Consider the following 25,315-nt stretch of genomic DNA (forward strand, 5'->3'; position numbering starts at 1 on the left):
CCCGCCCCGGTCCGGCAGCGTGCTGCCGAGCGGGGCGGGGTCCTCCGCGGTGGTGGTGCCGGTGGCGGGGTCAGTCGGCGGGGACTGCCACGACCACCTTGGCGGCCCGCAGCAGCGAGCCTCCGAGGTAGTAGCCCGCCTCGACGACGTCCGCGACCGTGGAGGTCTCGGCGCCGGGCGTGGGCTGCTGGAAGATCGCCTCGTGGATGTTCGGGTCGAACAGGTCGCCCACGGCGCCGGTCTTCACCAGGCCGAGCTTCTCCACTCCGCCGCGCAGCTTCTGCGCGATGGCCGTGAAGGGCCCGCCCTCGGCGAGGTCGCCGTGCTTCTCGGCGCGGTCGAGGTCGTCGAGCACGGGGAGGATGACCTTCACCGCGTCGCCGATCGCCCGCTCCTTGTCGACCTGGCGGTTCGCCTCGGTGCGCTTGCGGTAGTTCGCGTACTCGGCGGTCACCCGCTGGAGGTCGGCGAGGTGCTCGGCTGCGAGCGTCTCGGCGCTGGACTGTCCCGAGAGGAACGAGAGGTCGGCGTCCGAGAGGCTGGTCTCGACGTCGGGCCCCTCGGCCTCGATGAGGCCCTCCTGGTCCTGGGCGTCCTGCGCCGCCTCCGCTCCCGCCTCGCCGCCGGTGGCCGGCTGCTCCTCGGGGAGGTCCTGGGGCTCGTTCTCGGCTGCCATGGCTACTTCGTGTCCTTCGGCTCGTCCTCGTCGATGACCTCGGCGTCGACGATGTCCTCGTCGTCCTTCTTGTCACCGTCGGCCGGAGCGTCCGCGGGGGCGCTCTGCGCGGCCTGGTCCTGGGAGTAGATCGCCTGGCCGATCTTGGTCTGCGAGGCGTTGAGGGCGTCGAACGCGGTCTTGACGGCCGCGTCGTCGTCGCCGGCGAGCGCGGTCTTCAGCGCGTCGACGTCTCCCTGCACCTCGGACTTGACGTCCTCGGGCAGCTTGTCCTCGTTGTCCTTGATCAGCTTGTCGATCGAGTACGCCAGGGTCTCGGCGTTGTTGCGGATCTCGGCGGCCTCGCGGCGGGCCTTGTCCTCGGCGGCGTGCTCCTCGGCCTCGCGGACCATGCGGTCGATGTCGTCCTTGGGCAGCGACGAGCCGCCCGTGATCGTCATCGACTGCTCCTTGCCGGTGCCCTTGTCCTTCGCGGACACGTGGACGATGCCGTTGGCGTCGATGTCGAAGGTGACCTCGACCTGCGGGATGCCGCGCGGGGCCGGCGCGATGCCGGTCAGCTCGAACGTGCCCAGGTTCTTGTTGTCGCGGGTGAATTCGCGCTCGCCCTGGAAGACCTGGATCGCGACGGACGGCTGGTTGTCGTCGGCCGTGGTGAAGGTCTCGGACCTCTTGGTCGGGATCGCGGTGTTGCGCTCGATCAGCTTGGTCATGATCCCGCCCTTGGTCTCGATGCCCAGCGAGAGCGGGGTCACGTCGATCAGGAGGACGTCCTTGCGCTCGCCCTTGAGGACGCCGGCCTGCAGCGCGGCGCCGACGGCGACGACCTCGTCCGGGTTGACGCCCTTGTTGGGCTCCTTGCCGCCGGTGAGCTTCTTGACGAGCTCGGCCACGGCCGGCATGCGGGTCGAGCCGCCGACGAGGACCACGTGAGCGATGTCCTCGACCTTGACGCCCGCCTCGGCGATGACGTCGGTAAAGGGCTTGCGGGTGCGCTCGATCAGGTCGCTGGTGAGCTCCTCGAACTTGGCGCGGGTGAGCGTCTCGTCGAGGTTCGCCGGGCCGTTCTCGGTGAGCGAGAGGTAGGGCAGCTGGATGCTGGTCGAGGTGCTCGAGGAGAGCTCCTTCTTCGCCTGCTCCGCGGCCTCCTTGAGGCGCTGGCGAGCGATCTTGTCCTTCGAGACGTCGACGCCGGTCGAGTCCTTGAAGCGCTTGACCAGGTGGTCGACGACGCGCTGGTCCCAGTCGTCGCCGCCGAGGCGGTTGTCGCCCGAGGTCGCGCGGACCTGGATGGTCGAGAAGTCGTCGTCCTTGCCCACCTCGAGGAGGGAGACGTCGAACGTTCCGCCGCCGAGGTCGAAGACGAGGATGAGCTCGTCCTCCTTGCCCTTGTCGAGGCCGTAGGCCAGCGCGGCCGCGGTGGGCTCGTTGATGATGCGCAGGACGTTGAGGCCGGCGATCTCGCCGGCGTCCTTGGTCGCCTGGCGCTCGGCGTCGTTGAAGTAGGCCGGGACGGTGATGACCGCGTCGGTCACCTTGTCGCCCAGGTACTGCTCCGCGTCGCGCTTGAGCTTGCCCAGGATGCGGGCCGAGATCTCCTGCGGGGTGTACTTCTTGTCCTCCACGCCGAAGGTCCAGTCGGTGCCCATGTGGCGCTTGACCGACGCGATGGTGCGGTCGACGTTGGTGACGGCCTGGCGCTTCGCGGTCTCGCCGACGAGCACCTCCCCGTCCTTGGTGAACGCCACGACGGACGGCGTGGTGCGGAAGCCCTCGGCGTTGGCGATGACGGTGGGCTCGCCTCCCTCGAGGACGGCCACGACAGAGTTGGTGGTTCCCAGGTCGATGCCTACGGCACGGGACATATGCGTTGTTCTCCTTCGCGATCGGCGTCGCGCGGGCGGCTGCCGGTCAGTTGACGGGTGGTGCGGAATCCTCTGCGGGAGTTGAGCCCCGCACGCTCAAGTTTACGCATCCGTCGTCTCGCGTCAAGTCCGGACGCGAGAAGTTGAGTCGCATCGGCTCAACTCTCAGACTCACGGGTCCCGCCGCTTCCGGCCGTTCACCTCCTCCCCCTACGGTGGGCCCATGACGACGCGCACCGGCCGCTGGCCCGTCCTCGCCTGGGGCCTGTGGGACTGGGGCGGCTCGGCCTTCAACGCGGTGGTGACCACCTTCGTCTTCACCGTCTACCTGACCACCGACGGGCTCTTCGGCACTTCGAGCGGAGTCTCGGCCGCGCTCGGCTGGTCCCTCGCCGCCGCCGGCGTGGTCGTCGCCGTCATCGCGCCGATCACCGGCCGCCGGGCCGACCTCGGCGGGCGCCGCCGGCTCTGGCTGGGGATCCACTCCTCCGTCGTCGTCCTCTGCATCCTGCTGATGTTCCTCGTGCGCCCCGACCCGGCCCTCCTCTGGCTGGGACTCGGACTGCTCGCGGTCGGCACGGTCTTCTTCGAGTTCGCGAGCGTCAACTACAACGCGATGCTCCTCCAGGTCTCGACCCGGGCGACCATCGGCCGCGTCTCCGGCTTCGGCTGGGGCATGGGCTACGTGGGCGGGATCGTCCTGCTGCTGCTCGTGTACTTCGGCTTCATCTCGCCCGAGGTCGGGCTCTTCGGAGTGACGGGTGACGACGGCCTCGACGTGCGCGTCTCGATCCTGGTCGCCGGCGTGTGGTTCGCCGTCTTCGCCCTCCCGGTGCTGGTCGCGGTGCCGGAGACGCCGGCGCGCGCGAGCCGGGCGGAGCGCGTCGGGGTGATCGCCTCCTACCGCGCGCTCTTCGCGCAGGTCGCCGCCCTCTGGCGCGAGAGCCGCAGCACCGTGGCCTTCCTCATCGCCAGCGCGGTGTTCCGCGACGGACTCACCGGGGTCTTCACCTTCGGCGGCGTGCTGGCGCAGGGCACCTTCGGCTTCGACGCCGGCGAGGTGATCCTGTTCGCCATCGCCGCGAACGTCGTGGCCGGAGTGGCGACCATCTCGGTCGGCGCGCTCGACGACCGCATCGGCCCCAAGGCCGTGATCGTCGCCTCGCTCATCGGCCTGGTCGTCTGCGGCACCGCCGTCTTCGTCCTGCACGACGGGGGGCGCACGGTGTTCTGGATCTTCGGCCTGCTGCTGTGCCTGTTCGTCGGCCCGGCGCAGTCGGCGAGCCGCAGCTACCTCGCCCGCCTCATCCCGGAGGGACGCGAGGGCGAGATCTTCGGCCTCTACGCGACCACCGGGCGGGCGGCCTCGTTCCTCGCGCCCGCCGCCTTCGCAGCCGCCGTCTCGATCGCCGCGGCCGTCTCGGGCAGCGGCGAGGCGAACGTGCAGTACTGGGGCATCCTCGGGCTCGTCCTCGTCCTCGCCGTGGGGCTGGTGCTGCTCCTGCCGGTGCGCCGCCCGCCGGCCACCTCCCCCGTCGTGCCGGAGCCGCGGCTCGCTCCGCCCGCCCGCCGGGACTGACGAGGCCCGGACCGCGGAGACGCTGGCGAGGCCCCTCGCCGCGCGCCGCCGGCCGCACATCAGACCGTGGCGATCCAGAACACGATCAGCAGGAGCGTGACGAGGAAGCCGGTCAGGAAGTTCAGCGCGAGGAAGCGCTTCCAGCCCGCGTTCGCCCGCTCCGCCTCGGCGTCCTCGAGCGACCGGTACGGCCAGATGCTCACCGCGTACGGCACCGCGAGGATCGCCGCGAGGGTCCCCGGCCAGGGCAGCAGGAGCAGGAGCAGGCCGCTCGCGACGTAGGCGGCGATGGCGAAGCGCGTGGTCGCCTTCGCTCCGATCACGGTCGCGATCGAGCCGATGCCGCCCGCGCGGTCGGCCAGGATGTCCTGCACCGCGCCGAAGGCGTGGCTCGCGATCCCCCAGAGGAAGAACGCCACGAGCAGCGCCACCAGAGGTCCGGTGACCACGGTGCCCGCGAGGGCGATCCCGTAGACGGCCGGGCTGACGAAGTGGGTCGCCGAGGTCAGCGAGTCGACGAACGGGCGCTCCTTGAAGCGGAGCCCCGGCGCACTGTAGGCGACCACGGCGAAGACGCTGATCGCGAGGACCAGCCACGAGACCGGTGACCCGAGCAGCACGAGCGCCACCAGGAACGGCACGTTCGTGGCCACCGCCGCGATCAGCGTCGCGCGGTGCTCGCTCCGGTCGAGCACGGCGCCCTCGACGCCGCCCTTGCGGGGGTTCCGCAGGTCGGACTCGTAGTCGAAGACGTCGTTGATCCCGTACATCGCGAGGTTGTAGGGGATGAGGAAGTAGATCGTGCCGAGCACGAAGGCGAGGTCGATCTCGCGGGTGGTCAGCAGGTACGCCGCCGCGAACGGGTAGGCGGTGTTGACCCAGCTCAGCGGGCGGCTCGAGACGAACAGCGCGCGCAGCCGGTTCACGGCTCGCTCCGACGACGCGAGGGCAGGAGCACCCAGAGCGCCGGGAGGGCGAGGGCCGCGGCGATCGCGTAGGCGAAGTCCTCGATCGGAGCGACACCGATCCGGATGCCCGAGATCAGGTCGTCGTCGTAGGCGACCAGCAGGCCCACTCCGATCATGATGTTGTCGAACACGGCGGTCATCACCAGCAGCACGGCGAGGGTGCCGAGGACGGCGGGCAGGCGCAGGACGCGTCGGCGCAGCGCGAACAGCAGCAGCACCAGCACCGCCGCGAGGAACACGGCGTTGAGGAGGAGGTAGGTCACGCGCGCGCCTCCGCTCGCCGGGAGACGCGCTGCGAGAGGAAGCCGTGCACATCCATCGTCAGGTAGCAGAGCAGGGTGAGGAAGAGGACCTCCTCGACCGGGAGCTCCGGCGCGATCTGGAGGCCGGTCATGTAGGAGGTCTCTCCGCGGAAGAAGACGCCCAGGCCGATCCCCACGAGGTCCCAGACCAGGAAGAACGCGACTCCCACGGGCAGCACGATCGCCGCGCGTAGCGCGTCCGCCCAGAAGAACAGCCGGAAGCGGCGGTCGAGCACGATCATCCCGGTGATCGAGACGAGGAGCGCGAGCAGGTAGAGGATCCCCACGCCTACTCCCCCACGGCGACGGGCGCGACCGGAGCGGACGGCGCCACCCGCACGGGCAGCGGCTCGGTCGACACGTCGCCGCGCACGCGCTTGAGCATGACCTCGGCGCTGATGATGCACATCGGCAGGCCGATGCCGGGGATCGTGGAGCTGCCGGCGAAGAGCAGGCCGTCGACGTGCCTGCTGACGTTCCCGGCGCGGAAGAAGGCGCTCTGCGAGAGGACGTGGGCCGGTCCGAGCATCGAGCCGCGCCAGGCGCCGAGGTCGCTCTCGAAGTCGGCCGGGCCGATGGTGCGGCGGACGACGATCCGCTCGGCCAGGTCGGCCGCGCCGGTCCAGGACGCGATCTGCGCGATGGCCTGGTCGGCGATGGCCTCGACGCGCGCGTCGCCCGCGCCGTCGACTCCGCCGTGGCCGATCGAGGTGTCGGCCGGGATCGGCACGAGCACGAACAGGTTCTCGTGCCCCTCCGGAGCCGTGCTCGCGTCGGTCGCGCTCGGGCGGCAGACGTAGATCGACGCGGGATCGGGGACGGTCGGGTGCTCGCCGAAGATCTTGTCGAAGTTGTCGCGCCAGTCCTTCGTGAAGAGCAGGGTGTGGTGCTCGAGCTCGGGCAGCTCCCCGCGCACGCCCAGGAGGACGAGGACGGCGCTCGGGCCGGGCTCGCGCTTCTCCCAGTAGGCGGGCGGGTAGGTCCGCAGCTCCTCGGGGAGGAGCGACTGCTCGGTGGTGAAGAGGTCGGAGGCGTTGACGACCAGGTCGGCGGGGATCCGCTCCGTGCCGTCGGGGCCCGTGAACTCGACTCCGACGACCTCGGCGCCGCGGCGTCGGCCGCGGGGCGAGCGGGCGGTGAGGATCCGCGTCGCGGGCGAGGACGTGCGGACGGTGACGCCGGCCTCCTCGGCGACGTCGGCGACCGCCTCGATCAGCTTCGTGAATCCGCCCATCGGGTAAAGCACGCCGTCGGCGAGGTCGAGGTGGCTCATCAGGTGGTACATGCTCGGCGCGGCGAACGGCGAGGAGCCGAGGAAGACGGCCGGGTAGCCGAGGATCTGGCGCAGCCGGTTGTCGGTGACCGCCGTCGCCGCGAACGTGTCGAGCGGAGTGAGCAGCAGGCGGCCGAGCCTCCCGGTCCGGCTGAGCACGTCGCGGCGCAGCAGCGGGAGGAAGGACGAGAAGCTCGTGTAGAGGAAGCGGCGCTTGGCCATCTCGTAGGTGTCGCGCGCGGAGTCGAGGTACGCGCGCATCCGCTCGCCCGCTCCGGGCTCGATGCTCTCGAAGAGCGCGAGGTTCGACTCGAGGTCGGCGAGCACGTCGATCGGCTCGTCGACGCCCTCGCTGTAGACCCGGTAGCCGGGGTCGAGCGTGACGAGGTCGAGGCGCTCCTCGGCGCTGGTGCCCATCAGGCGGAAGAAGTGGTCGAACACCTCGGGCATCAGATACCAGGAGGGACCGGTGTCGAAGCGGAAGCCCTCGTGCTCCCACGAGCCGGCGCGGCCGCCGACGGCCTCGCGCGCCTCCAGGAGGGTCACGTCGTAGCCGTCGCGCGCGAGCAGCGCGGCGGAGGCGAGTCCGCCGATCCCCCCGCCGATGACGACGGCGCGGTGCGGGCCGGTCCTCGAGCGGGTCGCGCGGACGGGGCCGGGGCCCAGGCGCGGGCCCAGCGTCGACACGGCCGCCTTCGCCGCGAGCGCCGCCTTGGCGGCCGTGGGCACGCTGACGCGGGCGCGGAGGAGCTCCTCGGCGGGCGTCGCGCGGATCCGGTCGGCCAGGGCGGCGAAGAGGGAGTGGGCGAGCAGGACCGCGCGCCGGCTCGAGCGCGGGAGCTCGGGCACGATGGCGGCGGCTTCGGCGAGATCGTCGTCGAGGTCGGCGAGCAGCGAGGCCTTGTCGCGCTCGGAGAACGCCCGCGGGTCGACTCCGGGGAAGTAGCTGCGGCCGAGACCGTCGACGTCGGCGGCGAGATCGCGGAGGAAGTTGACCTTCTGGAACGCGGCGCCCAGGCGGCGCGCTCCGGCCACGAGCCGCGCGCGGGCGGCCTCGGAGACGAGCCCCGCGTCCGGCGCCGCGAGGAACACGTGCAGGCACATCAGCCCGACGACCTCGGCGGAGCCGTAGACGTAGGCCTCGAAGGACTCGGGGGTGTGCTCGGTCTCGCGGAGGTCGGCGCGCATCGACGCGAAGAACGGCCGGGTGAGCTCGGTGCCGAATCCGGTCGCCCGCGCGGTCCGCGCGAAGGCGTGGATCACGAGGTTGGAGCTGTAGCCGGAGGCGAGCGCGCGCTCGGTCTCGGCCTCGAAGGCGTCGAGGGACTCCTCCACCGCGGCCCGGTCGAGACGGGCCTCCGCGGCGACGCCGTCGACGATCTCGTCGGCGACGCGCACGAGGGCGTAGACGTCCTCCACCCGCTCGCGGACGCCCGGCGCGAGCAGGCGAGTGGCCAGCCCGAAGGAGGTGGAGTAGCGGCGGATCACCTGCGCGGACGACTCGTGCGCGACGCGGTCGTACAGTTCGCTCTGGCGGCTCATCGTGCCACCGTACGGGGGCTCGGCCGGGCGGAGCGCATCGTCGCGCGCATCCGCGCGTGGCGGACAGCGCTCATCGGGTGCGCCCGACCACGCTGGCCACGAGCGGGCGGACCTCGTTGCGGAAGGCCTCCGACACCGCGGGCGTCTCCAGAGCCGCCCAGGCGCGATCGGCGAACTGGTTCGCGAGCCCCTCGGCGTAGCTGCGGGCGCCGCACTCCTCGAGGATGCCGCGCACCTTCTCCGCGGTCTCGGGCGCGAGGTGCTCGTCGCCGATCAGCGCCTCGATGTCGGGCCAGCAGTCCGTGCCGGCCGCGTGGGCGATGAGGACGGTGCGCTTGCCCTCGCGGAGGTCGCCCAGCGTGGTCTTGCCGGTCTGCCCCTCCGAGCCGAAGACCCCGAGCAGGTCGTCGACGATCTGATAGGCGATGCCGATCCAGCGGCCGAACTCGCCGAGCGCGTCCACCGCGGCGTCCGAGGCCCCCGCGAGGATCGCTCCGGCCTGCAGCGGCGCCTCGAACGAGTAGACGGCCGTCTTGAGGCGCTCCATCTCGAGCACCTCGTCGACCGAGGGCATGCCCGGCATGAGGGAGAAGTCCACATCGGCCAGCTCGCCCGCGGCGGAGGCGAAGACGGCCTCGTCGAGCAGGGTGAGCAGGCGGGCCCGCACGCCGTCGGAGGCGCCGACGCCCTCGACGAGGCGGTGGGCGCCGGTGAGGGCGAGGTCCCCGGCGATCACGGCCACCGAGGTCCCGCGGTGCTCGGCGATCGGGATGGAGAGGCCCGCGGTCGTCGCCTCGTCGCGGTAGCTGCCCGAGACGTTCGGGCCGCCGCGGCGCACGAAGTCGCGGTCGATCACGTCGTCGTGCACGATCAGCGCGGTGTGCAGCAGCTCGAACGCCGCGCCGAGATGGGCAGCGGCCTCCGGATCCTGGCCGCCGTGGGCCTCGTACGCGGAGATCACCATCAGCGGGCGGAAGCGCTTGCCGCCGCGGGTGTTGGCCTCCAGCGTCTGCCACAGGGTCAGGTAGCGGGGTCCGAGACGCACCGCCCGGGACCTCGCCAACGAGAAGAACCTGTCCAGGACGGCATCGACGTGCTCCTGCCTCAACCGGGACAGAACCACGGGGTCGCGCGTATCCACGTGGGAAGGCTAACAAAGGGGAGAACCAGGACGATAAGCCGGCTGATGTGTTGCGGCGTGCTTGACTTGCGGGTATGACTTCGCCAGCCGCCACTGTGCAGACGGACCGGATCGAGCAGGTGGTCCTCCTCGACGAGGCCGGGAACGCCGTGGGGGTCGCCGACAAGGCGACCGTGCACGACACGGCCACTCCCCTGCACCTCGCGTTCTCCTGCCACGTCTTCTCCCCGGACGGCGCGCTTCTGGTGACCCGCCGCGCACTCGAGAAGCGCACCTGGCCGGGCGTCTGGACCAACTCCTTCTGCGGGCACCCCGCCCCGGGCGAGCGGATCGAGGACGCCGTCGTCCGCCGGGCCGAGCGCGAGCTCGGCGCCCGGCTGGCCACGCTGGAGGTCGCCCTGCCGGACTTCCGCTACCGCGCGGTCGACGCGTCCGGCGTCGTCGAGAACGAGATCTGCCCCGTCTACACGGCGACGCTGTCGAGCCGCGACGCCCTCGATCCGCGCCTCGACGAGGTCATGGACTACGAGTGGGTCGACGCCGAGGCGACGCTCGCCGCCGTCCGCTCGACCCCCTGGGCGTTCTCCCCCTGGCTCGTGCTGCAGCTCCCCCGCCTGCTGGGCTGACCCCCGCGCCCTGATCCCTGCGCCGGAGTCAGTCGGTGTAGACGTCCGTGCGGTGGAAGTTGAGCGCCGACCGCGACGCGGTCGGACCGCGCTGGCCCTGGTACCGCGAGCTGTACTCCGCCGAGCCGTAGGGCTTCTCGGCGGGCGAGCTGAGGCGGAAGAAGCACATCTGGCCGATCTTCATCCCCGGCCAGAGCGTGATGGGGAGCGTCGCGACGTTGCTGAGCTCGAGGGTGACGTGGCCGGTGAAGCCCGGATCGATGAACCCGGCGGTCGAGTGGGTCAGCAGTCCGAGCCGTCCGAGCGAGCTCTTGCCCTCGAGGCGCGCCGCGATGTCGTCCGGCAGCGACACCTCCTCGTAGGTCGAGCCGAGCACGAACTCTCCCGGGTGGAGGATGAACGGCTCGCCCTGCGGCGTCTCGACCAGGCGGGTCAGCTCGGGTTGGTCCTCGGCCGGATCGATGTACGGGTAGCGGTGGTTGTCGAACAGCCGGAAGAAGCGGTCGAGGCGCACATCGACGGACGACGGCTGCAGCATCGACGGATCGTGCGGGGCGAGCCCCACGCGGCCGGAGGCGAGTTCGAGCGAGATGTCGCGGTCGGAGAGGAGCACGCTGCGATCCTAGGGCGTGGTGCGACCCCGGGGCGTGGGCCGGCTCCGGGCCTTGCTACGATGTCCTGGTGCGCCCGAGCGGCGCCGCGCGAGTGTAGTTCAATGGTAGAACTTCTGCTTCCCAAGCAGATGGCGCGGGTTCGATTCCCGTCACTCGCTCTCCTCCTCCCCTCGTCTGCGGCCGATCCTCCGGCCCGATGCGAGCGGCTCCTCCTCCGGCGCTGCAGCGGCGTCCGGCAGCCCCGCGGTGTCCGTCAGCCCAGCAGCGGCAGCCGCCCGACGATCCTGTCGATCCGGTTCCTCGGCCCCACCAGGCTGACCGCGAGGTACTGCAGCTCGTCGGAGCCGCTCGCCGCCACCGCCTCCCGGTACTCGTCGTACACCCGGGTGGCCTGCGCCGACGCGGGCATGTCGGCGACGAACGTCCCGTCGTGCGCCTCGGCCTTCGCGCGGATCGCGAGCAGGGTCGCCGCGTCGGCGGCGAGGACCGTGCAGCCGGCCCACGGCAGACCGGGATGCAGCGATCCGGACGCGTCGGCGGGGCTCGGTCCGAGCAGCCCCGCGACGTGCGCGGCCGTCGCGGCGCCCACGCAGATCGCGGCGTTCACGGCGCGGCCAGCGGGGAGGGACTCGTCGACGACGACCACCCACTTGAGGCGGGCCGAGCGGGTGGGCGCGGCGGTGTCGATCTCGTCGGGGTGGAAGCCGACGGCGTCGGGGGCGGGGATGGTCATGATGCTCCTCGGTTCGTGCGCAGTGACGTCACGAACAGTAGGCAGGAGGGCTCCCCTTCGGCAGGATCTCCGTATGAACGACCAGCAGAACGGCCCAGGAGCGGCACTCGACGAACTCGACGTCCGGATCCTGCAGGTCCTGCAGTCGGAGGCACGGATCACGAACCGTGACCTCGCAGCCGCCGTGCACGTCTCGCCGACCACCGCCCTCGACCGCACGAGGAGCCTCCGGCGCCGCGGCGTGATCACCGGCGCGACGCTCACTCTCGACTTCGCGGCCCTCGGGCGCGGCGTGCAGGCGCTGATCGCGGTCCGCATCCGTCCGCCGTCGCGCGAGATCATCGAGGCCTTCCGCGACTGGGTCGCCGGCCTCGACGAGACGGTCGGCGTGTTCGTCACCTCCGGCTCGGAGGACTTCATCATCCACGTCGCCGTCCGCGACAACCAGGACCTCTACGCCTTCGTCATCGACGAGCTGACGCAGCGCCGCGAGGTCGCCGACGTGCGCACCTCGGTCGTCTACGAGCACTTGCGCGAGCAGGTCGTCCTGCCGCTGAAGCCGCACGGCCGCGCGGAGCGGTGAGGCGCCCGCGCGGCGTTTCGACGCGACACGCCGGGCGGATCCGCGGCAGCGCGCGGGATCGCGGGACGCAGAGGGCAGGGTGGAGGGGTGACAGAGCTCGTCCAGATCCCGTCGCCGGGCGTCGCCCTCGAGTACGGGCACCCCGGCCGGCCCGTGGTGGTCGTGCTGCACGACGTGTTCGGGCGCCTGCCGTGGCTGGAGCCGTTCGCCGAGGCCGTGGCGAAGCACGGCTACCACGTGCTCGTGCCCGACCTCTACGACGGCTGGGCCACGCTCGCCCCGGAGGACGCGCGCGACCTCGCCGCGATGGCCGCGCAGGACCGCACCCTCGCCGCCGTCGCCGAGGCGGTCGGCACCGGAGTCGCGGCCGGGGCGCCGCGCAGCGCCGTCATCGGCTTCGGCTTCGGCGGCCGCCTCGGGCTGCTCGCCGCGGGCACCGGGCTCGTGGACGCGGTGGTCGCGTACTACGCCACCCTCGGTGGGGAGGAGCACGTGCTGGTCCCGTGCCCCACCCTCCTGCACTACGCGCAGAGCGACGAGTGGCCCGCGGGCGACGACCCGGAGTCGTTCGTCGGGCGGCTGAAGGAGTCGGGGACGCCGGTCACGGCGCACACCTACCCGGACACGCAGCGTCACTTCGCGAACGGCAACCTGCGCGACGCGGTCAGCCCCGCCTCCGCGGCGCTCGCCTACGCGCGGACGCTCTCGTTCCTCAATCCCCAGCTCATCGACACCTGAGCTCAGCCCTGCACGTCGTGCAGGTGGTGCTGGACGTCGTGCAGGTAGTAGCGGGCGATCGTGTCGACCGTGAACGCCGCGCCGTCGCTGCGGCGGCCTCGGCGCTGCCACTGGGCACCGGCGACGGAGTCGAACACCTCGGCGATGCGCTCAGCCGCCTCGACCAGCTCGCGGCCGACCGTCGCGGGGTCCTGCTGGTCGTAGCGCTCCTCCACGGCGGTGACGTCCTGGTCCCAGTTGGGGTAGAGCGGGTCGTCGCCGGCGAGCATCAGCTGCACACGGGTGCGGTAGATGCGGTGCACGTCACGCACGTGCGCGGCGTACTCGAGCGGCGACCAGGTCTCGTCGTCGGGCCGGCCCGCCGCGTCGTCGCGGTCGAGCACGTAGGGCCAGGCGGCGGCGTTCTCGCGGATGAGCTCGGCGACCTCGTCGGCGTCGACGAGCGAGGCGTCGAAACCGCATTCGAGGCACGGGCGCTCGAGGACCCAGGTCCAGTCCTTGGTGTCGGGAGTGATCGGCATGGCACCAGAGTAGGGCGCCGCCGGATCAGCAGCGCGTCGGGGTCCCCTGCACGGCGCCGCGCTCGCCGTCGGCCGTCCACGGGAGCTGGGGCAGGCCCTCGGCTCCCGCCGCGGCTCCCTGCTCGACCGCGATGGCGGCCAGGGTGCGGGCGACCGTCGCGGCGAAGTCCCCGCCGGGCGTCGAGCTGTTGATCGAGACGGCCACGGTCAGGCCCGAGACCGGGTCGGAGTACGCCGCGGTGACGAAGCCGGGCGCGAGGCCCGAGAAGCCGCGGAGGGGTCCCGCCTCGTGCCCGCCGAGCCCGGCGCGGAGGTAGTCGGCGCGGCCCTGGCCCTGGACGACCGGGTCCCGCCACATGGCGTCGTCCGCGGGATCGGCCGCGAGACCCGTCGCCAGCCGCCGGAGGTCCTCCAGATCGGTCAGTGCTCCGCCGGCGGCGCCGAGGGCGGACGGGGACGCGGCGGTGACGTCGAGGCGCACGTCGCAGCGCTTCTCCCCGGTCGCCGGGTCGAGCGCGACCGCATAGCCGCGGGGGGACGGAGCGGGCAGGTCGACCTCGGAGGCGCCGGGCAGCTCCGTGCTCCGCAGCCCGTACCGCGGCACCACGTACTGGTCGTAGAGCTCCCCGATGCTCCGACCGGTCACCTGCGCGGCGACGATGCCGGCGAGCAGCGGACCGGTGGCGGAGTCGGACCACGCCGCTCCGGGCTCGGCCGAGGCACCGCGCACCTGGGCCGCGGCGAGCAGCTCGAGCGTCGGCCACTGCCGCGGGGGGTTCTGGAGCACGGTCGGCCAGAGCGCCGAGCGGAAGTCGGCCAGGCCGGAGGTGTGCGCGCAGAGCTCGCGCAGGGTGAGCCCGTCGATGCCGGGCAGGGAGCGCAGCGTCTCGCCGACGTCGGCGTCGAGGTCGACCCGGCCGGAGTCGGCGAGGGCGAGGACCACGTCGCAGGTCATCGCCTCGGTGCCGCCGGTGCCGAGCCGCAGGTGCGCGTCGGTGGTGAGGGCGGTGGTGCGCTCGTCCGACTCCCAGCCGACCGCGCCCTCCCAGCTGCCGCCCCACGGCGACCAGACCCCGGCGACCGCTCCGGTCGCGCCGGCGACGCCGACCGTCTCGTCGAGGAACCCCGACAGGGCGGAAGCGAGCTCCTCCGACGCCGCCTGCGCGGGCGCCTCCGCCACGCGCGAGGCGGCGGCGGGCGTGCAGCCGGCCAGTGCGAGCACGAGGACCGGGACGACGAGCAGCCCCGTCCGCGTCCGTCTGCGAGATCCCATGCCGTGCGACTCCCCCGTCGTCTGCGAACGGCACCACTGTACGGGGGCTCCGTCGGGCCGGAGAGGGCCGCTGAGCGCGCGATCGCGATTCGTGTCCTGACCGTGACCGGCGGAGTCCACCCCGTTCCCAAACCGGCAGGCGCCGGGTTACGAAGAGAGGGAGTACAGCGCAGAGGCGCTGCTCGAAGGAGGTAAGAGACCATGCGCAGATCCCCCAATCGACTGCTGGCGACTCTCTTCGGAGCCGTCTACGTCGTCGTCGGGCTCCTCGGCTTCGTCGTGACCGGAGGCGTGCAGTTCCTCTCGACCGAAGGCGGGCTCCTGCTCGGCATCTTCGAGGTGAACCCGCTGCACAACATCGCCCACCTGCTCATCGGAGGCGCGCTGCTGATCGCGGGCCTGTCGACCGTCGCCGCGGCGAAGACCGTCAACGTGACCGTCGGAGCGGTGTACCTGCTGCTCGGCATCGTCGGCTTCTTCCTGGTCGACACCGCCCTGAACGTGCTGGCGCTGAACACCGCCGACCACTTCCTGCACCTGGCCAGCGCGCTGGTGCTCCTGGGAGTCGGACTCGGCACCGAGAAGACGGCGAGGACGCGCACCGCCGCGACCGCCTGACCCGGGCGGCACCCGCCGCCCCCCTCTACTCCGTCCGCCGTGGGCCCGCCGTTTTCCGCGGCGGACGGACTGAACGGCCCCGGACGACACGATGCGGTGTGTCGATCCGGGGCCTCCTCTTCTTCCCCGATCCAGCGAAGGAGCCGCCATGACCACCGTGGCCCGCTGCAACGCCGCTTTCGCCGGACTCGGCGCCGGGCTCGTCCATCTCTCGCTCGCCGCCGGCGGCGAGGGCGTGCAGGCCCCGGTGATCGGAGTGCTCGGTGCCGTCGAGATCCTCTGGGCGGTCCTCGTCCTGGCGCGCGGCCGGATCGTCGTGCCGCGCTCCGCGCTGGTCGTCGCGGTCGCCTCCCTGGCGGCGTTCGCCCTCGCTCTGGCCCTCGGCGCACTCGCCGAGCCCCTCCCCGCGCTGGCCGCCGCGGCCCTCCAGCTGATCGCGGTCGCCGTGGTGGCCGTCTCGCTCCGCTCTCCGCGCGTCGAGGAGAAGGCCGTCTCGCCGTCGCGAGCTCTCGTCGGACTCCTGGCCGGCGCGCTCACCGTCTCCGCCCTCGCCACCCCCGCCATGGCCGCCTCCTCGGGCGGCTCGGGCGACATGGGCGGGATGATGCACTCCGTCGTCGACCGCGGACACGGGCACTGACGCCCTCTGGTCCCGGCGGCCCCGCTCGGCTAAGGTAAGGCAGACCTCAGTCGCCGAGGGAGGCCACCGTGTCGAACGTCATCCCGTTCTCCGAGGCCCTGCGCCTGCGCATCGGGCAGTCCGGCGCGGACGACGAGGGCGCCGCCTTCATGACCTCGCTGATGACCGGCTCCGGCAGCCGCGACGACTACATCGCGCTCATCTCGCAGCACTACTTCGTCTACGAGGCCCTCGAGGCCGTGGCGGAGGACATGGCCGGCGATCCCGTCGCGGAGCCCTTCCTCTCGGCCAAGCTCACCCGGCTCCCCGCGATCGCGGAGGACCTGCGCTTCCTCGTCGGCGAGGACTGGCGGGAGCGCATCCGCCCGCTGCCCTCGACCAGCGCCTACGTCGACCGGATCCGCACCGTGGCCTCGGGCTGGAGCGGCGGCTTCGTCGCCCACCACTACACGCGCTACCTCGGCGACCTCTCCGGCTGCGCGATCGTCCGCGGGCTGCTGCAGCGGCGGTTCGGCTTCGAGACCAACGGCGTCGGCTTCTTCCTCTTCGGCGAGATCGCCGCACCGTCGGCCTTCCGCGCCACCTATCGCGAGCAGCTCGACGCCGCGGGCTGGGACGAGGAGGAGCGCGAGCGGGTCATCGCGGAGGTCGCGGAGGCGTACCGGCTGACGACGGAGCTGTTCCGCGATCTCGCCCGGACCTGCGCGGCGGCCTGAGGCCCCTGCTCCCACGTCCTCCGCGGGGCGTCAGTCCGCGGACGCCTCCGCGACGGCGGCCGGCTCGGCTCGCCGTTCGGACATGAAGCGCAGCACGTCCTTGTCGACGATGATGTCGCTCGGCCGGAGCGGCCGCGTCAGGTAGAGCCCCTCGAGGCTCGTGATGCGGCTGAGCGCCACGTAGGTCTGCCCGGGGGCGAAGGCGCGCTGCCCGAGGTCGACCACGGCGGAGTCGTAGGTCTTGCCCTGCGACTTGTGGATCGTGACCGCCCACGCCAGGCGGAGCGGGAACTGTGCGAACTCGGCGACGATCTCGCGGGTGAGCTTCTTCGTCGCGGCGGAGTAGGAGTAGCGGTAGCGCTCCCAGGTCGCGGGCTCGACCTCGTGGACCTCGCCGTCCACCTCGACCCACACCGTTCCCGCGACCTTCGTCACACGGCCGATCGTGCCGTTCACCCAGCGCTGCTCGGAGTCGTTGCGCAGGAACATCACGTGCGCGCCGATCTTGAGCTCGAGGTTCTGGTCCGCCGGATAGGCGCGCCCGCCGAAGTCGCCGCTGATCTCGGCCGACGCGGTCTTCAGCGGGCCCTTCAGCCGCGCGAGCGCCGCCTGGTTGATGCGGTTGACCGTGTCGTTGCGGGTCGCGAGCGTGATCGCGTCGTCGGCCGGAGGCGTCCGCGCGCCCGCCGCGTTCAGCACGTCGGCGATCTCCTTCGTCACCATGCCGAAGCGGACCGCGTTGAGCATCCACTTGAAGCGCTCGTCGCTCTGCCGGTGGATCCGGCCGAGCTCGACGATCCGCAGCGGCGCCTCCTGCCAGACGAGGGCGTCGAAGAACCACAGCGAGCGGTAGCGGTCGGCGAAGTAGGCGCGCTCCTCCGGATCGCCGGGCACGGGTGCGAGCTGGAACGGGTCGCCGAAGAGGACGACCTGCACGCCCCCGAACGGCTCGGAGCGGCGCTGCCGCGCCTGCCGGAGGCTGCGGTCGATCCCGTCGAGCAGGTCGGCGTTGACCATGGAGATCTCGTCGATGACGAGCGTGTCGATGGTGTTGAGGAGCTTGCGCAGCTCGGGCGGCTGGTCGAGGTCGGAGTCGGCGATGACGCCGATCGGCAGTCGGAAGAGCGAGTGGATGGTCTGGCCGCCGACGTTCAGCGCCGCGACGCCGGTGGGGGCGCAGATGACGATCTGCTTGTCGGTGTTCCAGCTCAGGTGGTTGAGCAGGGTGGACTTGCCCGTGCCCGCGCGACCCGTGACGAACAGGTGCTCGCGCGTGTTCTCGATGAGGTCGAAGACCCGCTGCTGCTCGTCGGAGAGGGTCGGCTGAGTCACCGCTCCACTGTACCCGCGGGCCGCCGGGACCCCGGGGCCCGGCGCGGATCAGCCGCGCTTCTGGAGGGCGGCCAGGCGGTCGTTGTAGGCCGTGAGCTCGGCCTCTCCGGTGCGGTCGGCCTGGCGGTCGCGGCGCTTGGTCTCGCGGGCGTCGGAGCGGCTCCACATCATCGCGACGACGATCGCGAGCGCGAGGGTGGGGATCTCGCCGATGCTCCACGCGATGCCGCCGGCCGCCTGCTGATCGGCGAGCGCGGAGGTGCCCCAGCCCATCGCTCCGTACCAGTCGGCGAGGAGCAGCCCCTCCCCCGTCATCAGTGCGAGGCCGAAGAAGGCGTGGAACGCCATGGTGCCCAGCAGCAGCAGGAGGCGCATCGCGTAGGGCACGCGGTGCACGCTCGGGTCCACTCCGATCAGGACGCTGACGAAGAGGTAGCCGGTGATCAGGAAGTGGACGATCATCCACTCGTGGCCGATGTGGTCCGTGGTGGCCCAGCGGAACAGCGGGGAGTAGTAGAAGCCCCAGAGCGACCCGACGAACAGCAGCGCGGCGACGATCGGGTGCGAGATCGCGGTGGCGAAGCGCGAGTGCACGGCGAGCAGCACCCACTCGCGGGCACCGCGGGAGCCGTCGGTGCGGCGGGCGGCGGCGCGGGCGATGAGCGTGACCGGTGCCGCCGGGACGAGCAGCAGCGGCACCGCCATGGTGAGGACCATGTGCGAGAGCATGTGGGCGCTGAACAGGTACTTCTCGTATGCGTTCACCCCGCCGTTCGTGATGTAGGCCAGGAGGAGCATGCCCGCGATCCAGAGGATCGTGCGGTGCAGGGGCCAGCGGTCACCCCGGCGGTGCAGGCGCACCACTCCGGCGACGTAGAACGCGATGGCGAAGGAGCAGACCAGGAGCCAGACCAGGTCGATGTTCCAGAGCGTGAGGAAGTTCATCGCGCTCGCGGGCGGCGGCAGGGGCTCGCCCGTCAGCAGCTGAGCCGGGGTCGGATCCGTGAGCTGGCTGGCGGCGATCTGGTCGACCGGGGTCGCGGTGCGCGCGAGCGCCGCGGCGACTCCGGAGGCGATCCCCATGAAGGCGATCTCGGCGCCGACCAGCCACCAGAAGCTGCGGCCGCCGACACCGCCGGCCTTCCGCATCCGCTCGATGAGATAGCGGCGCTGCAGCACGCCGAACAGGCCCAGCGCGACCAGCGCCGCGACCTTGACCAGCACGAGGATCCCGTAGCCGGTCAGCAGGTTGTCGAGGGTGGCGAGCCGGAGCTCGGCGCTGACGTAGCCGGACGCCGCGACCACGACGAAGCTCACGAGCGCGAGGCTGGAGTAGCGCTCGATCACGGGCAGCAGGCGGGAGCCGCCGAGCAGGGGCCGCAGGGCGATGACGGTGATGAGGCCGCCCAGCCAGATCGCCGCGAAGACGAGGTGCAGGCCCAGCGCTGTGACGGCGGCGTCGTGCCCGCTCGCTCCCGCCGAGTGCCCCTGCTGCGCCATCGGCAGCAGCGTGAGCAGGGCCAGGCCCGTGACGAAGACGAGCGCGGTCTGGTTGCGGACGGCGAAGCAGAGGACGGTGACGACGGCCGCGAGCAGCGTCGTGATGAGCCAGGCCTGGCCGACCTCGATGCTGCCGATGAAGTAGCTGAGCTTGGTGCCGAAGTCGCGGTCGAGGCTCAGGGGCGTCTGCGTGACGTTGAGGAAGGTGAGGAACCCGGTCACCGCGCTGGCCGCGGCGAAGAAGGCGGCGCTGGCGGCGGCGACGTCGAGGGCGATCGAGAACTCGGTGCGCGGCTCGGGCGCGGCCTCGGCGGGCGCGGGGCTCGCGGGGGCGACCGCGGTGCGCGTCGATCCGGCGCGGGAGGAGGACTGGCCGCCGCGCGAGGAGGACTGACCGGCGCGCGAGGAGGACTGACCGGCGCGCGAGGAGGCGTGAGCGGTCGAGGCGCGGGACGAGGATCGGGCGTCGCGGGCGGCAGCGGCGCGGGGGCTCAGCGCGAACAGCGTCAGCACGAGCGAGCCGATCATCCCCGCGGCGCCGAGATTGACGGCCAGCTTGGCGATCGGGAGGCCGTAGCGGACCACGGGGCCGGGATCGTTCAGCAGCGGAGCCGCGGCTCCCCCGCCGAAGGCCAGGGCCGCGAGGAGGGCGACGAGCGCTGCGGCGACGAGCACGAGCGCAGGGCCGACGATCCGGACGGTTCGATTCACCGGTCCAGCCTACGTTCCGCGGCTGATCGGCAGCCGCGTCCGCGGACGACGACGGCCCCGGCGCAGTGCCGGGGCCGTGTCGGAGGGCGCGACTACTTCGCGGCGGCCTTGAGCTTGGTGCCCGCGGAGACCTTGACCGAGTGGCCGGCGGCGATCTGGATGGTCTCGCCGGTCTGCGGGTTGCGGCCGGTGCGCGCGGCGCGGGAGGTGCGCTCGACGGCGATCCAGCCGGGGATGGTGACCTTCACGTCGTTCGACACGGAGTCGGCGAGGGTGGTGAAGAGCGAGTCGAGGACGCCGTTGACGGCGGCCTGGCTCTGGCCGGAGTCGGCGGCGATCTTCGCGACGAGCTCGGTGCGGTTGAGCGACTTGTCAGCCATGGAGTGTCCTCCCAGGACGTTCTCGCTGTCGGAACAGCTGGTTTCGATGGATCGTCCTCGGCCGGGGACGGACGTCCTCAACCGGTCGGACCGTCGGTAACCTACCAGCCCCGCCCCGGATCTCCGGCGATTCCGGCCTCGAGACGCCCGGAACGACGCCGATCGCGCCGGTCGGTCCCTCCACAGGAGGCGCTCGGCGCCTCTCGTCCACCGATCCGCCGATCGCCACTCCGCAGAGTCCGCCGCCTGACGAGGATCGGCTCATGACGACGACGGCACTCCTCCCTCCATCCGCTCCGGCCGACGCGGCCCTCCCCCGGCCGCCCCGGCGGCACCCTCCCGCTCGCCGGCCGTACGAGCCCGGCCTCGCCGCGCTCGCGCTGGGCCTGCTCGCGCTCGCGTCCTCCGTGCATCCGCTCTGGGCCCTCCCCGCCGTCGCCGTGGCGGTCGCCGCGGTGATCGCGTCCGTGCGGGCGCTGCGGTGGGCGGGCGAGCGGAGGAGCGCGGTGGCCGGGCTCGCCTGCGCGGCTCTCGCGCTGCTCGTCTGCACCGTCACGGCACCCGCCTCCGTGCGGGCGGGCCTCGCCGTGCTGGCCTGGATCGCCGCCCTGCGGCCCGGCTCGTGAGCGGGCGCGGCTCCGGTCCAGCCCGCCTCGCTACAGTGACGGCGGCCCGCGCCCGAGCGGGCCGAGAGGACGGCCACGATGGCTCAGACGGACGGTTGGATCTCGACGGCGATCTGGTGGCACGTCTACCCGCTCGGCTTCACGGGCGCCGAGGCGAGCGCCTCGGAGGGTCCGGGCCCGGACGACGAGCCGCAGCACCGCCTCCGCGCCCTGCTCCCCTGGCTCGACGACCTGCTGGCGCTGGGCTGCAACGGGCTGCTGCTGGGGCCGGTCTTCGCCTCCTCCACCCACGGCTACGACACGGTCGACCACTTCCGGGTCGATCCCCGCCTCGGCGACGAGGCAGACCTCGACGCGCTGATCGCCGCGTGCCGCGAGCGCGGGATCCGGGTGCTGCTCGACGGGGTCTTCAACCACGTGGGACGGGAGCACCCCTGGTGGCGTGCCGCCGTCGCGGCCGGCGAGGGCTCCCCCGAGGCGGCGCGCTTCTCCCGCAGCGAGCGGTCGCAGGAGGTCGACGGCCTCCGCGTCGACGTGTTCGAGGGGCACGACGCCCTGGTCGAGCTCGACAACGGGAACCCCGAGGTCGCGGAGCACGTGTCCTCCGTGCTCGCGCACTGGCTCGAGCGGGGCATCGACGGCTGGCGGCTCGACGCGGCGTACGCGGTCGCGCCGGCGGCCTGGCACGCGGCGATCGACCCGGTGCGGCAGCGCTTCCCCGACGCGTGGTTCGTCGGCGAGGTCATCCACGGCGACTACACCGGCTACGTGCGGGAGTCGGGGCTCGACTCGGTCACGCAGTACGAGCTCTGGAAGGCCGTCCGCAACTCCCTCGAGGAGGCGAACCTCTTCGAGCTGGCCTGGTCCCTGAAGCGCCACGACGACTTCGTCCGCGAGTTCCTGCCCCTGACCTTCGTCGGCAACCACGACGTGACCCGGATCGCCAGCGCCGTCAGCGACGAGCGCCACCACGGCCACGCCACGGCGATCCTCGGCTTCGTCGCCGGCGTGCCGAGCATCTACTCCGGCGACGAGCGGGGCCTGCGCGGCGTCAAGGAGGAGCGGATCGGCGGCGACGACGCGATCCGCCCGGAGTTCCCGGCCGAGCCCGCCGAGTGGCCGGGCGGGGAGGCCTACCGGGCCCACCAGGAGGTCGTCGCGTTCCGCCGACGGAACCCGTGGCTGGTCGGCGCGAGCACCCGCACGGTCGACCTCTCCAACACCGCCGTGATGCTCGTGGCGGAGGGCCCGGAGGGACGCACCGCGCGGCTCGCGCTGAACATCGCCGACGAGACGGCGACCGTCGGCGGCGTCCAGGTCGCTCCCCACTCCTGGTCGCTGCACGACTGACCCGGCGCGCGGGCGGCCCGGCAGTGCGCGACGGAGCGTCGACCTCCGGGGGCCCGTCCTCTACGCTCGGGCGCATGCCGAGACCTGCACGAGGACCCTTCGACGGGCGAGCCGACTCGATCGACGACGCCGGGATGCCGGCGTCCGGACTCGAGCAGGCGTTCGCCGCCCCCGTCGACCCGGAGAGCGACCCCGGACCGGGCGAGAGGAGCGGCCTGTCGAGCCGCATCGCCCAGGAGCTGCTCGAGGACGGCTTCGGCCTCGACGCGAGCGACGAGGAGCCCCCGTCCCGCGCCGTGGAGATCGACGATCCCGCCCGCGCCGTGGGTGACGATCCCGCCCACCCCGTGCACGGCTCGATGTCCGGCGAGTTCGAGCGCCGCTGAGCCCGGCCGCCGTCGGTCGGTCGTCGACAGCCCGGCGGCACCGCTCCGCCCGCCGGCCGTCGTCACCCCGCCGGTACCGCGCCGCCGGCCGCCGGAGCCGGGTCCGGGCCGGCCGCCTGCAGCTCGGCGAGGAATCCGGGCCGGAGCACGCGTGCCTCGATCGACGCGGCTCCCGAGGTCCAGCCGTCGCCGAGCGGACGCTCGGGCGTGAGCAGCACGTGGCCCGGCGTCCCCGCTCGGCCGAGGGCGGCGGCGACGCGGCCCTCCGGATCGTAGAGGGCGTGGTCGACGAGCGGCCCGTAGACGGCGTGCACCGCGAAGTCCTCGCGGCTGCCGAGGAGGACGGGCAGCAGCTCCTCGCCCGGGCGCAGGCCGTGGGGCCACCAGCGGAAGCGCTCGACGAGCGCGTGGCAGGCGGCGCACGAGGGCGAGAAGAAGACGAGGTGCGTCGCCGGGCGGGACAGCTCCTCGAGCGTCAGGAGCTCGCCGGCCACTGTGACGAACGCGAGGTCGGCGGCCGAGAGGTCGCCCTCGGGCGCGCGCCCCGGCGCGGACTCCCTGTCGGCTGCGGACAGGCGGGCGGCCGCCCGGACGCGAGCGGCCGTCGACGCCGCACGGCGGTCGCGCACCAGCACGAGCGAGACCGCGGCGAGAGCGGCGGCGAGCCCGGACGCCGCCGCCGAGGCACCGCCGCCGCCGAGCAGCGCGGCCGGAGCGAGCCCGCCGAGGGCCCCGGCGACCGCGAGCGCGAGCAGCACCGCGTTCCTCGCGACGGTGTGTCCGGTCATCCGTGCCGAGCCCAGCCCGCCGAAGCACTCGCAGTCGACGTCCTCCGTCGCGCGGACCGCGCGGACGGCGACGACGAGGAACACGGCGTCGAGGAGCGCCACCGGCACGAGGGCGGCACGGTGCGCCGGAGCGGGCGCCAGCACCACCGCGGCGCCCAGCGCGATCTCGACGACGGGGAAGGCGGCCGCGAACCAGCCGCGGCGCCGGAGGAGGAGGGGGACCCCGAGCGCCTCGAGGCTCGCCCGGAACCGCTCCGTGCGGCCGAGCTTCAGGGCGCCGCTGACGACGAGCACCGCGCCCGCGCACCACGCGGCGATCGCGAGAACCGCCTCCAGCATCCGTCGCCCTCCTCGCTCGGCATCGACCCGCACAACGCTACCGGCGCGGACCGGCCTCCCGCGGCCGAGACGGGGAACGGGGCGGAGACGGCGCGATCCGGCGCGTTCCGCCCTCCGGACGAGCCGCTGCCGGCACATCCGGCGCCCGGATCCCTCCAGGCGGGGCGCCCCCGGGCTCCCTCCCGGTCCCGGACGGCCGCTCCGCCGTACACTGCGAGAGGATCGGAGGGGTCATGCGGGGACGGCGAGCGCGCGACGAGCGGCACGGCACGGCGGCGAGTCCGCCTGCGGCCGCCGCTCCCCCGGCTGCGGTCACGGCTCCGGCCCCCTCGGACTCGCCGGACGACGCCTCGGGCGACGTCTCGACCGGGATGCGGATCGCCGCCGCCTGGTCGTGGCGCTTCCTCGCCGTCGCCGGGCTCCTCTACCTCCTCGTGCGCCTCGTCTCGCTGCTGCCCGTGATCGTCGTGCCGGTGCTGATCGCGCTGCTGCTCACCGCGCTCCTCACCCCGCTGCGGAACCGGCTCGAGCGCCTGCGGCTCCCCCGCCCGCTCGCGGTCCTGGTCTCGATCGTCCTGATGCTCCTCCTGCTGACCGGCCTCGTCGGGCTGGTGATCGTGCAGTCGCGCTCCGGCTTCAGCGGAGTGGGGCAGCGCGCTCTCGACGCGGTCGACGGCGTCGAGGCGTGGCTGCGGAGCCCGCCGCTGTCGTTCTCGGACGTCCAGCTCTCGGACTGGGCGCAGCGCGCGGTCGACTGGGCCGACGCGCAGGCGTCGACGATCGCGTCCGGGGCCCTCGCCGTCGGCTCCCAGCTGGCCGAGGTCTTCGCCGGAACCCTCCTCACCCTGTTCTCGCTGATCTTCCTGCTCCTCGACGGCCGCCGGATCTGGCACTGGTTCCTCCGCCTCCTCCCCCGCCGCGCGCGCCCCGCGATGGAGCGCGGCGGCGCCGCCGGCTGGCGGACCCTCAGCCAGTTCGTGATCGCGCAGCTCGGCGTCGCCGGGATCAACGCCGTCGGCATCGGCATCGGCGCGCTCGCGCTGCAGCTGCCGCTCGTCGTGCCGATCGCGATCGTGGTGTTCCTCGGCTCGTTCGTCCCGATCCTCGGCGCGATCGTGACCGGTGCGCTCGCCGCACTGGTCGCTCTGCTGTTCAGCGGGCCCGTCGCCGCGCTGGTGATGGTCGGCGTCGTGATCCTGGTGCACCTGCTCGAGGGGCACGTGCTGCAGCCGCTCATCCTCGGGACCGCCGTGAAGGTGCATCCGCTCGCCGTGGTGCTCGGAGTCGCGACCGGGCTCGAGGTGGCCGGGCTCGCCGGGGCGCTGTTCGCGGTGCCGACCATCGCGACGCTGAACGCGGCGGTCACCGCCATGCGGGCGCGCGCGCCCGGCGCGGAGTGAGCGCGTTCGATCCGGCCGCCCGACCCGGATCGACGGTGCTGCCCGCCCTCGCCTGCCCGGTCTGCGGCGGCGCGCTCGCCCCCGACGCGCTCCCC

The 25,315-nt window shown here is 72.8% G+C and carries 26 protein-coding genes and 1 tRNA gene; 12 read left to right on the plus strand and 15 right to left on the minus strand.

What is annotated here, in order from left to right; translation table 11 throughout:
* Window positions 1–70: 70 nt before the first annotated feature.
* On the minus strand, window positions 71–676 hold the full coding sequence (locus tag C5C50_RS12390) for a nucleotide exchange factor GrpE (RefSeq protein WP_104222889.1): 606 nt from the start codon (window positions 674–676) through the stop codon (window positions 71–73).
* Window positions 677–678: 2 nt separating this feature from the next.
* Window positions 679–2,541: a molecular chaperone DnaK gene (gene dnaK / locus C5C50_RS12395; RefSeq protein WP_104222890.1), complete on the minus strand. Its 1,863-nt coding sequence runs from the start codon at window positions 2,539–2,541 to the stop codon at window positions 679–681.
* Between the two features lie 223 nt (window positions 2,542–2,764).
* Between dnaK and C5C50_RS12400 the strand changes: the two genes are divergently transcribed.
* A complete protein-coding gene (locus C5C50_RS12400) occupies window positions 2,765–4,120 on the plus strand; it encodes an MFS transporter (protein ID WP_104273559.1) in 1,356 nt (451 codons plus the stop codon).
* 59 nt (window positions 4,121–4,179) lie between these two features.
* Here the strand turns inward: C5C50_RS12400 and C5C50_RS12405 are convergent, their stop codons facing one another.
* The 5 genes from C5C50_RS12405 to C5C50_RS12420 form a co-directional block, all read right to left on the minus strand.
* On the minus strand, window positions 4,180–5,046 hold the full coding sequence (locus C5C50_RS12405; protein ID WP_181133930.1) for a prenyltransferase: 867 nt from the start codon (window positions 5,044–5,046) through the stop codon (window positions 4,180–4,182).
* The gene (locus tag C5C50_RS17040) at window positions 5,043–5,351 is read right to left on the minus strand and encodes a lycopene cyclase domain-containing protein (RefSeq protein ID WP_181133931.1); all 309 of its coding nucleotides are present in this window, start codon (window positions 5,349–5,351) and stop codon (window positions 5,043–5,045) included. The genes C5C50_RS12405 and C5C50_RS17040 overlap by 4 nt, the downstream gene beginning before the upstream one ends.
* A complete protein-coding gene (locus C5C50_RS12410; RefSeq protein WP_104246929.1) occupies window positions 5,348–5,677 on the minus strand; it encodes a lycopene cyclase domain-containing protein in 330 nt (109 codons plus the stop codon). Before C5C50_RS12410 ends, C5C50_RS17040 begins: the two co-directional genes overlap by 4 nt.
* 2 nt (window positions 5,678–5,679) lie before the next feature.
* A complete protein-coding gene (gene crtI / locus C5C50_RS12415; RefSeq protein WP_104273561.1) occupies window positions 5,680–8,205 on the minus strand; it encodes a phytoene desaturase family protein in 2,526 nt (841 codons plus the stop codon).
* A 70-nt stretch (window positions 8,206–8,275) separates the two neighbouring features.
* Window positions 8,276–9,250 (minus strand): polyprenyl synthetase family protein, encoded by a 975-nt coding sequence (locus C5C50_RS12420; protein ID WP_244229492.1) that lies wholly within the window; start codon window positions 9,248–9,250, stop codon window positions 8,276–8,278.
* A gap of 170 nt (window positions 9,251–9,420) precedes the next feature.
* Between C5C50_RS12420 and idi the strand changes: the two genes are divergently transcribed.
* A complete protein-coding gene (gene idi, locus C5C50_RS12425; protein ID WP_104222897.1) occupies window positions 9,421–9,972 on the plus strand; it encodes an isopentenyl-diphosphate Delta-isomerase in 552 nt (183 codons plus the stop codon).
* Window positions 9,973–10,000: 28 nt separating this feature from the next.
* On the opposite strand, the gene dcd is transcribed toward idi, so the two are convergent.
* Window positions 10,001–10,585, minus strand: a complete 585-nt coding sequence (gene dcd / locus C5C50_RS12430; protein WP_104222898.1) for a dCTP deaminase — start codon at window positions 10,583–10,585, stop codon at window positions 10,001–10,003.
* 88 nt (window positions 10,586–10,673) lie between these two features.
* Here dcd and C5C50_RS12435 point away from each other — a divergent pair.
* A tRNA-Gly gene (locus C5C50_RS12435) sits at window positions 10,674–10,744 on the plus strand.
* Between the two features lie 95 nt (window positions 10,745–10,839).
* Here C5C50_RS12435 and C5C50_RS12440 read toward each other — a convergent pair.
* On the minus strand, window positions 10,840–11,319 hold the full coding sequence (locus C5C50_RS12440) for a DUF2000 domain-containing protein (protein ID WP_104222899.1): 480 nt from the start codon (window positions 11,317–11,319) through the stop codon (window positions 10,840–10,842).
* Between the two features lie 73 nt (window positions 11,320–11,392).
* On the opposite strand from C5C50_RS12440, the gene C5C50_RS12445 reads away from it, so the two are divergent.
* Window positions 11,393–11,902, plus strand: coding sequence for an Lrp/AsnC family transcriptional regulator (locus C5C50_RS12445; RefSeq protein ID WP_104273562.1), 510 nt, complete (start codon window positions 11,393–11,395; stop codon window positions 11,900–11,902).
* An 87-nt stretch (window positions 11,903–11,989) separates the two neighbouring features.
* Window positions 11,990–12,640, plus strand: coding sequence for a dienelactone hydrolase family protein (locus tag C5C50_RS12450; protein ID WP_104233076.1), 651 nt, complete (start codon window positions 11,990–11,992; stop codon window positions 12,638–12,640).
* A 2-nt stretch (window positions 12,641–12,642) separates the two neighbouring features.
* Here C5C50_RS12450 and C5C50_RS12455 read toward each other — a convergent pair whose 3' ends face one another.
* Window positions 12,643–13,161, minus strand: a complete 519-nt coding sequence (locus tag C5C50_RS12455) for a DinB family protein (protein WP_104222903.1) — start codon at window positions 13,159–13,161, stop codon at window positions 12,643–12,645.
* Window positions 13,162–13,186: 25 nt separating this feature from the next.
* A complete protein-coding gene (locus C5C50_RS12460; protein WP_104233075.1) occupies window positions 13,187–14,434 on the minus strand; it encodes a serine hydrolase in 1,248 nt (415 codons plus the stop codon).
* A gap of 201 nt (window positions 14,435–14,635) precedes the next feature.
* Between C5C50_RS12460 and C5C50_RS12465 the strand changes: the two genes are divergently transcribed.
* The 3 genes from C5C50_RS12465 (at window position 14,636) to C5C50_RS12475 (ending at window position 16,408) form a co-directional block, all read left to right on the plus strand.
* Complete coding sequence (locus C5C50_RS12465) at window positions 14,636–15,052, plus strand: DUF4383 domain-containing protein (RefSeq protein WP_104246935.1); 417 nt, start codon at window positions 14,636–14,638, stop codon at window positions 15,050–15,052.
* 148 nt (window positions 15,053–15,200) lie between these two features.
* Entirely contained in the window at window positions 15,201–15,692 is a 492-nt protein-coding gene (locus C5C50_RS12470; RefSeq protein WP_104246936.1) for a hypothetical protein, read from the plus strand.
* Between the two features lie 68 nt (window positions 15,693–15,760).
* Window positions 15,761–16,408 carry a heme oxygenase (biliverdin-producing) gene (locus C5C50_RS12475; RefSeq protein ID WP_104226125.1) on the plus strand — a complete coding sequence of 216 codons (648 nt, stop codon included), beginning with the start codon at window positions 15,761–15,763 and terminating at the stop codon, window positions 16,406–16,408.
* Window positions 16,409–16,438: 30 nt separating this feature from the next.
* Here the strand turns inward: C5C50_RS12475 and C5C50_RS12480 are convergent, their stop codons facing one another.
* The 3 genes from C5C50_RS12480 to C5C50_RS12490 form a co-directional block, all read right to left on the minus strand.
* Window positions 16,439–17,740 carry an ATP-dependent RecD-like DNA helicase gene (locus tag C5C50_RS12480; RefSeq protein WP_104222908.1) on the minus strand — a complete coding sequence of 434 codons (1,302 nt, stop codon included), beginning with the start codon at window positions 17,738–17,740 and terminating at the stop codon, window positions 16,439–16,441.
* A gap of 48 nt (window positions 17,741–17,788) precedes the next feature.
* Window positions 17,789–19,951 carry a bifunctional copper resistance protein CopD/cytochrome c oxidase assembly protein gene (locus C5C50_RS12485; protein WP_258067749.1) on the minus strand — a complete coding sequence of 721 codons (2,163 nt, stop codon included), beginning with the start codon at window positions 19,949–19,951 and terminating at the stop codon, window positions 17,789–17,791.
* Window positions 19,952–20,043: 92 nt separating this feature from the next.
* Window positions 20,044–20,331 (minus strand): HU family DNA-binding protein, encoded by a 288-nt coding sequence (locus tag C5C50_RS12490; protein ID WP_056037903.1) that lies wholly within the window; start codon window positions 20,329–20,331, stop codon window positions 20,044–20,046.
* Between the two features lie 263 nt (window positions 20,332–20,594).
* Here C5C50_RS12490 and C5C50_RS12495 point away from each other — a divergent pair, with 263 nt between their 5' ends.
* The 3 genes from C5C50_RS12495 (at window position 20,595) to C5C50_RS17360 (ending at window position 22,693) form a co-directional block, all read left to right on the plus strand.
* Window positions 20,595–20,957, plus strand: a complete 363-nt coding sequence (locus tag C5C50_RS12495) for a hypothetical protein (protein WP_104222909.1) — start codon at window positions 20,595–20,597, stop codon at window positions 20,955–20,957.
* 78 nt (window positions 20,958–21,035) lie between these two features.
* Window positions 21,036–22,307: an alpha-amylase family glycosyl hydrolase gene (locus C5C50_RS12500; protein ID WP_104273563.1), complete on the plus strand. Its 1,272-nt coding sequence runs from the start codon at window positions 21,036–21,038 to the stop codon at window positions 22,305–22,307.
* 74 nt (window positions 22,308–22,381) lie between these two features.
* Entirely contained in the window at window positions 22,382–22,693 is a 312-nt protein-coding gene (locus C5C50_RS17360) for a hypothetical protein (RefSeq protein ID WP_146076888.1), read from the plus strand.
* 62 nt (window positions 22,694–22,755) lie between these two features.
* On the opposite strand, the gene C5C50_RS17365 is transcribed toward C5C50_RS17360, so the two are convergent.
* Window positions 22,756–23,820, minus strand: coding sequence for a MauE/DoxX family redox-associated membrane protein (locus C5C50_RS17365; RefSeq protein ID WP_104273564.1), 1,065 nt, complete (start codon window positions 23,818–23,820; stop codon window positions 22,756–22,758).
* A gap of 233 nt (window positions 23,821–24,053) precedes the next feature.
* Between C5C50_RS17365 and C5C50_RS12515 the strand changes: the two genes are divergently transcribed.
* The gene (locus C5C50_RS12515) at window positions 24,054–25,220 is read left to right on the plus strand and encodes an AI-2E family transporter (protein WP_104226121.1); all 1,167 of its coding nucleotides are present in this window, start codon (window positions 24,054–24,056) and stop codon (window positions 25,218–25,220) included.
* Window positions 25,221–25,315: the final 95 nt, after the last annotated feature.

This window comes from Rathayibacter sp. AY1D9, from assembly GCF_002932395.1.
Taxonomy (GTDB): domain Bacteria; phylum Actinomycetota; class Actinomycetes; order Actinomycetales; family Microbacteriaceae; genus Rathayibacter.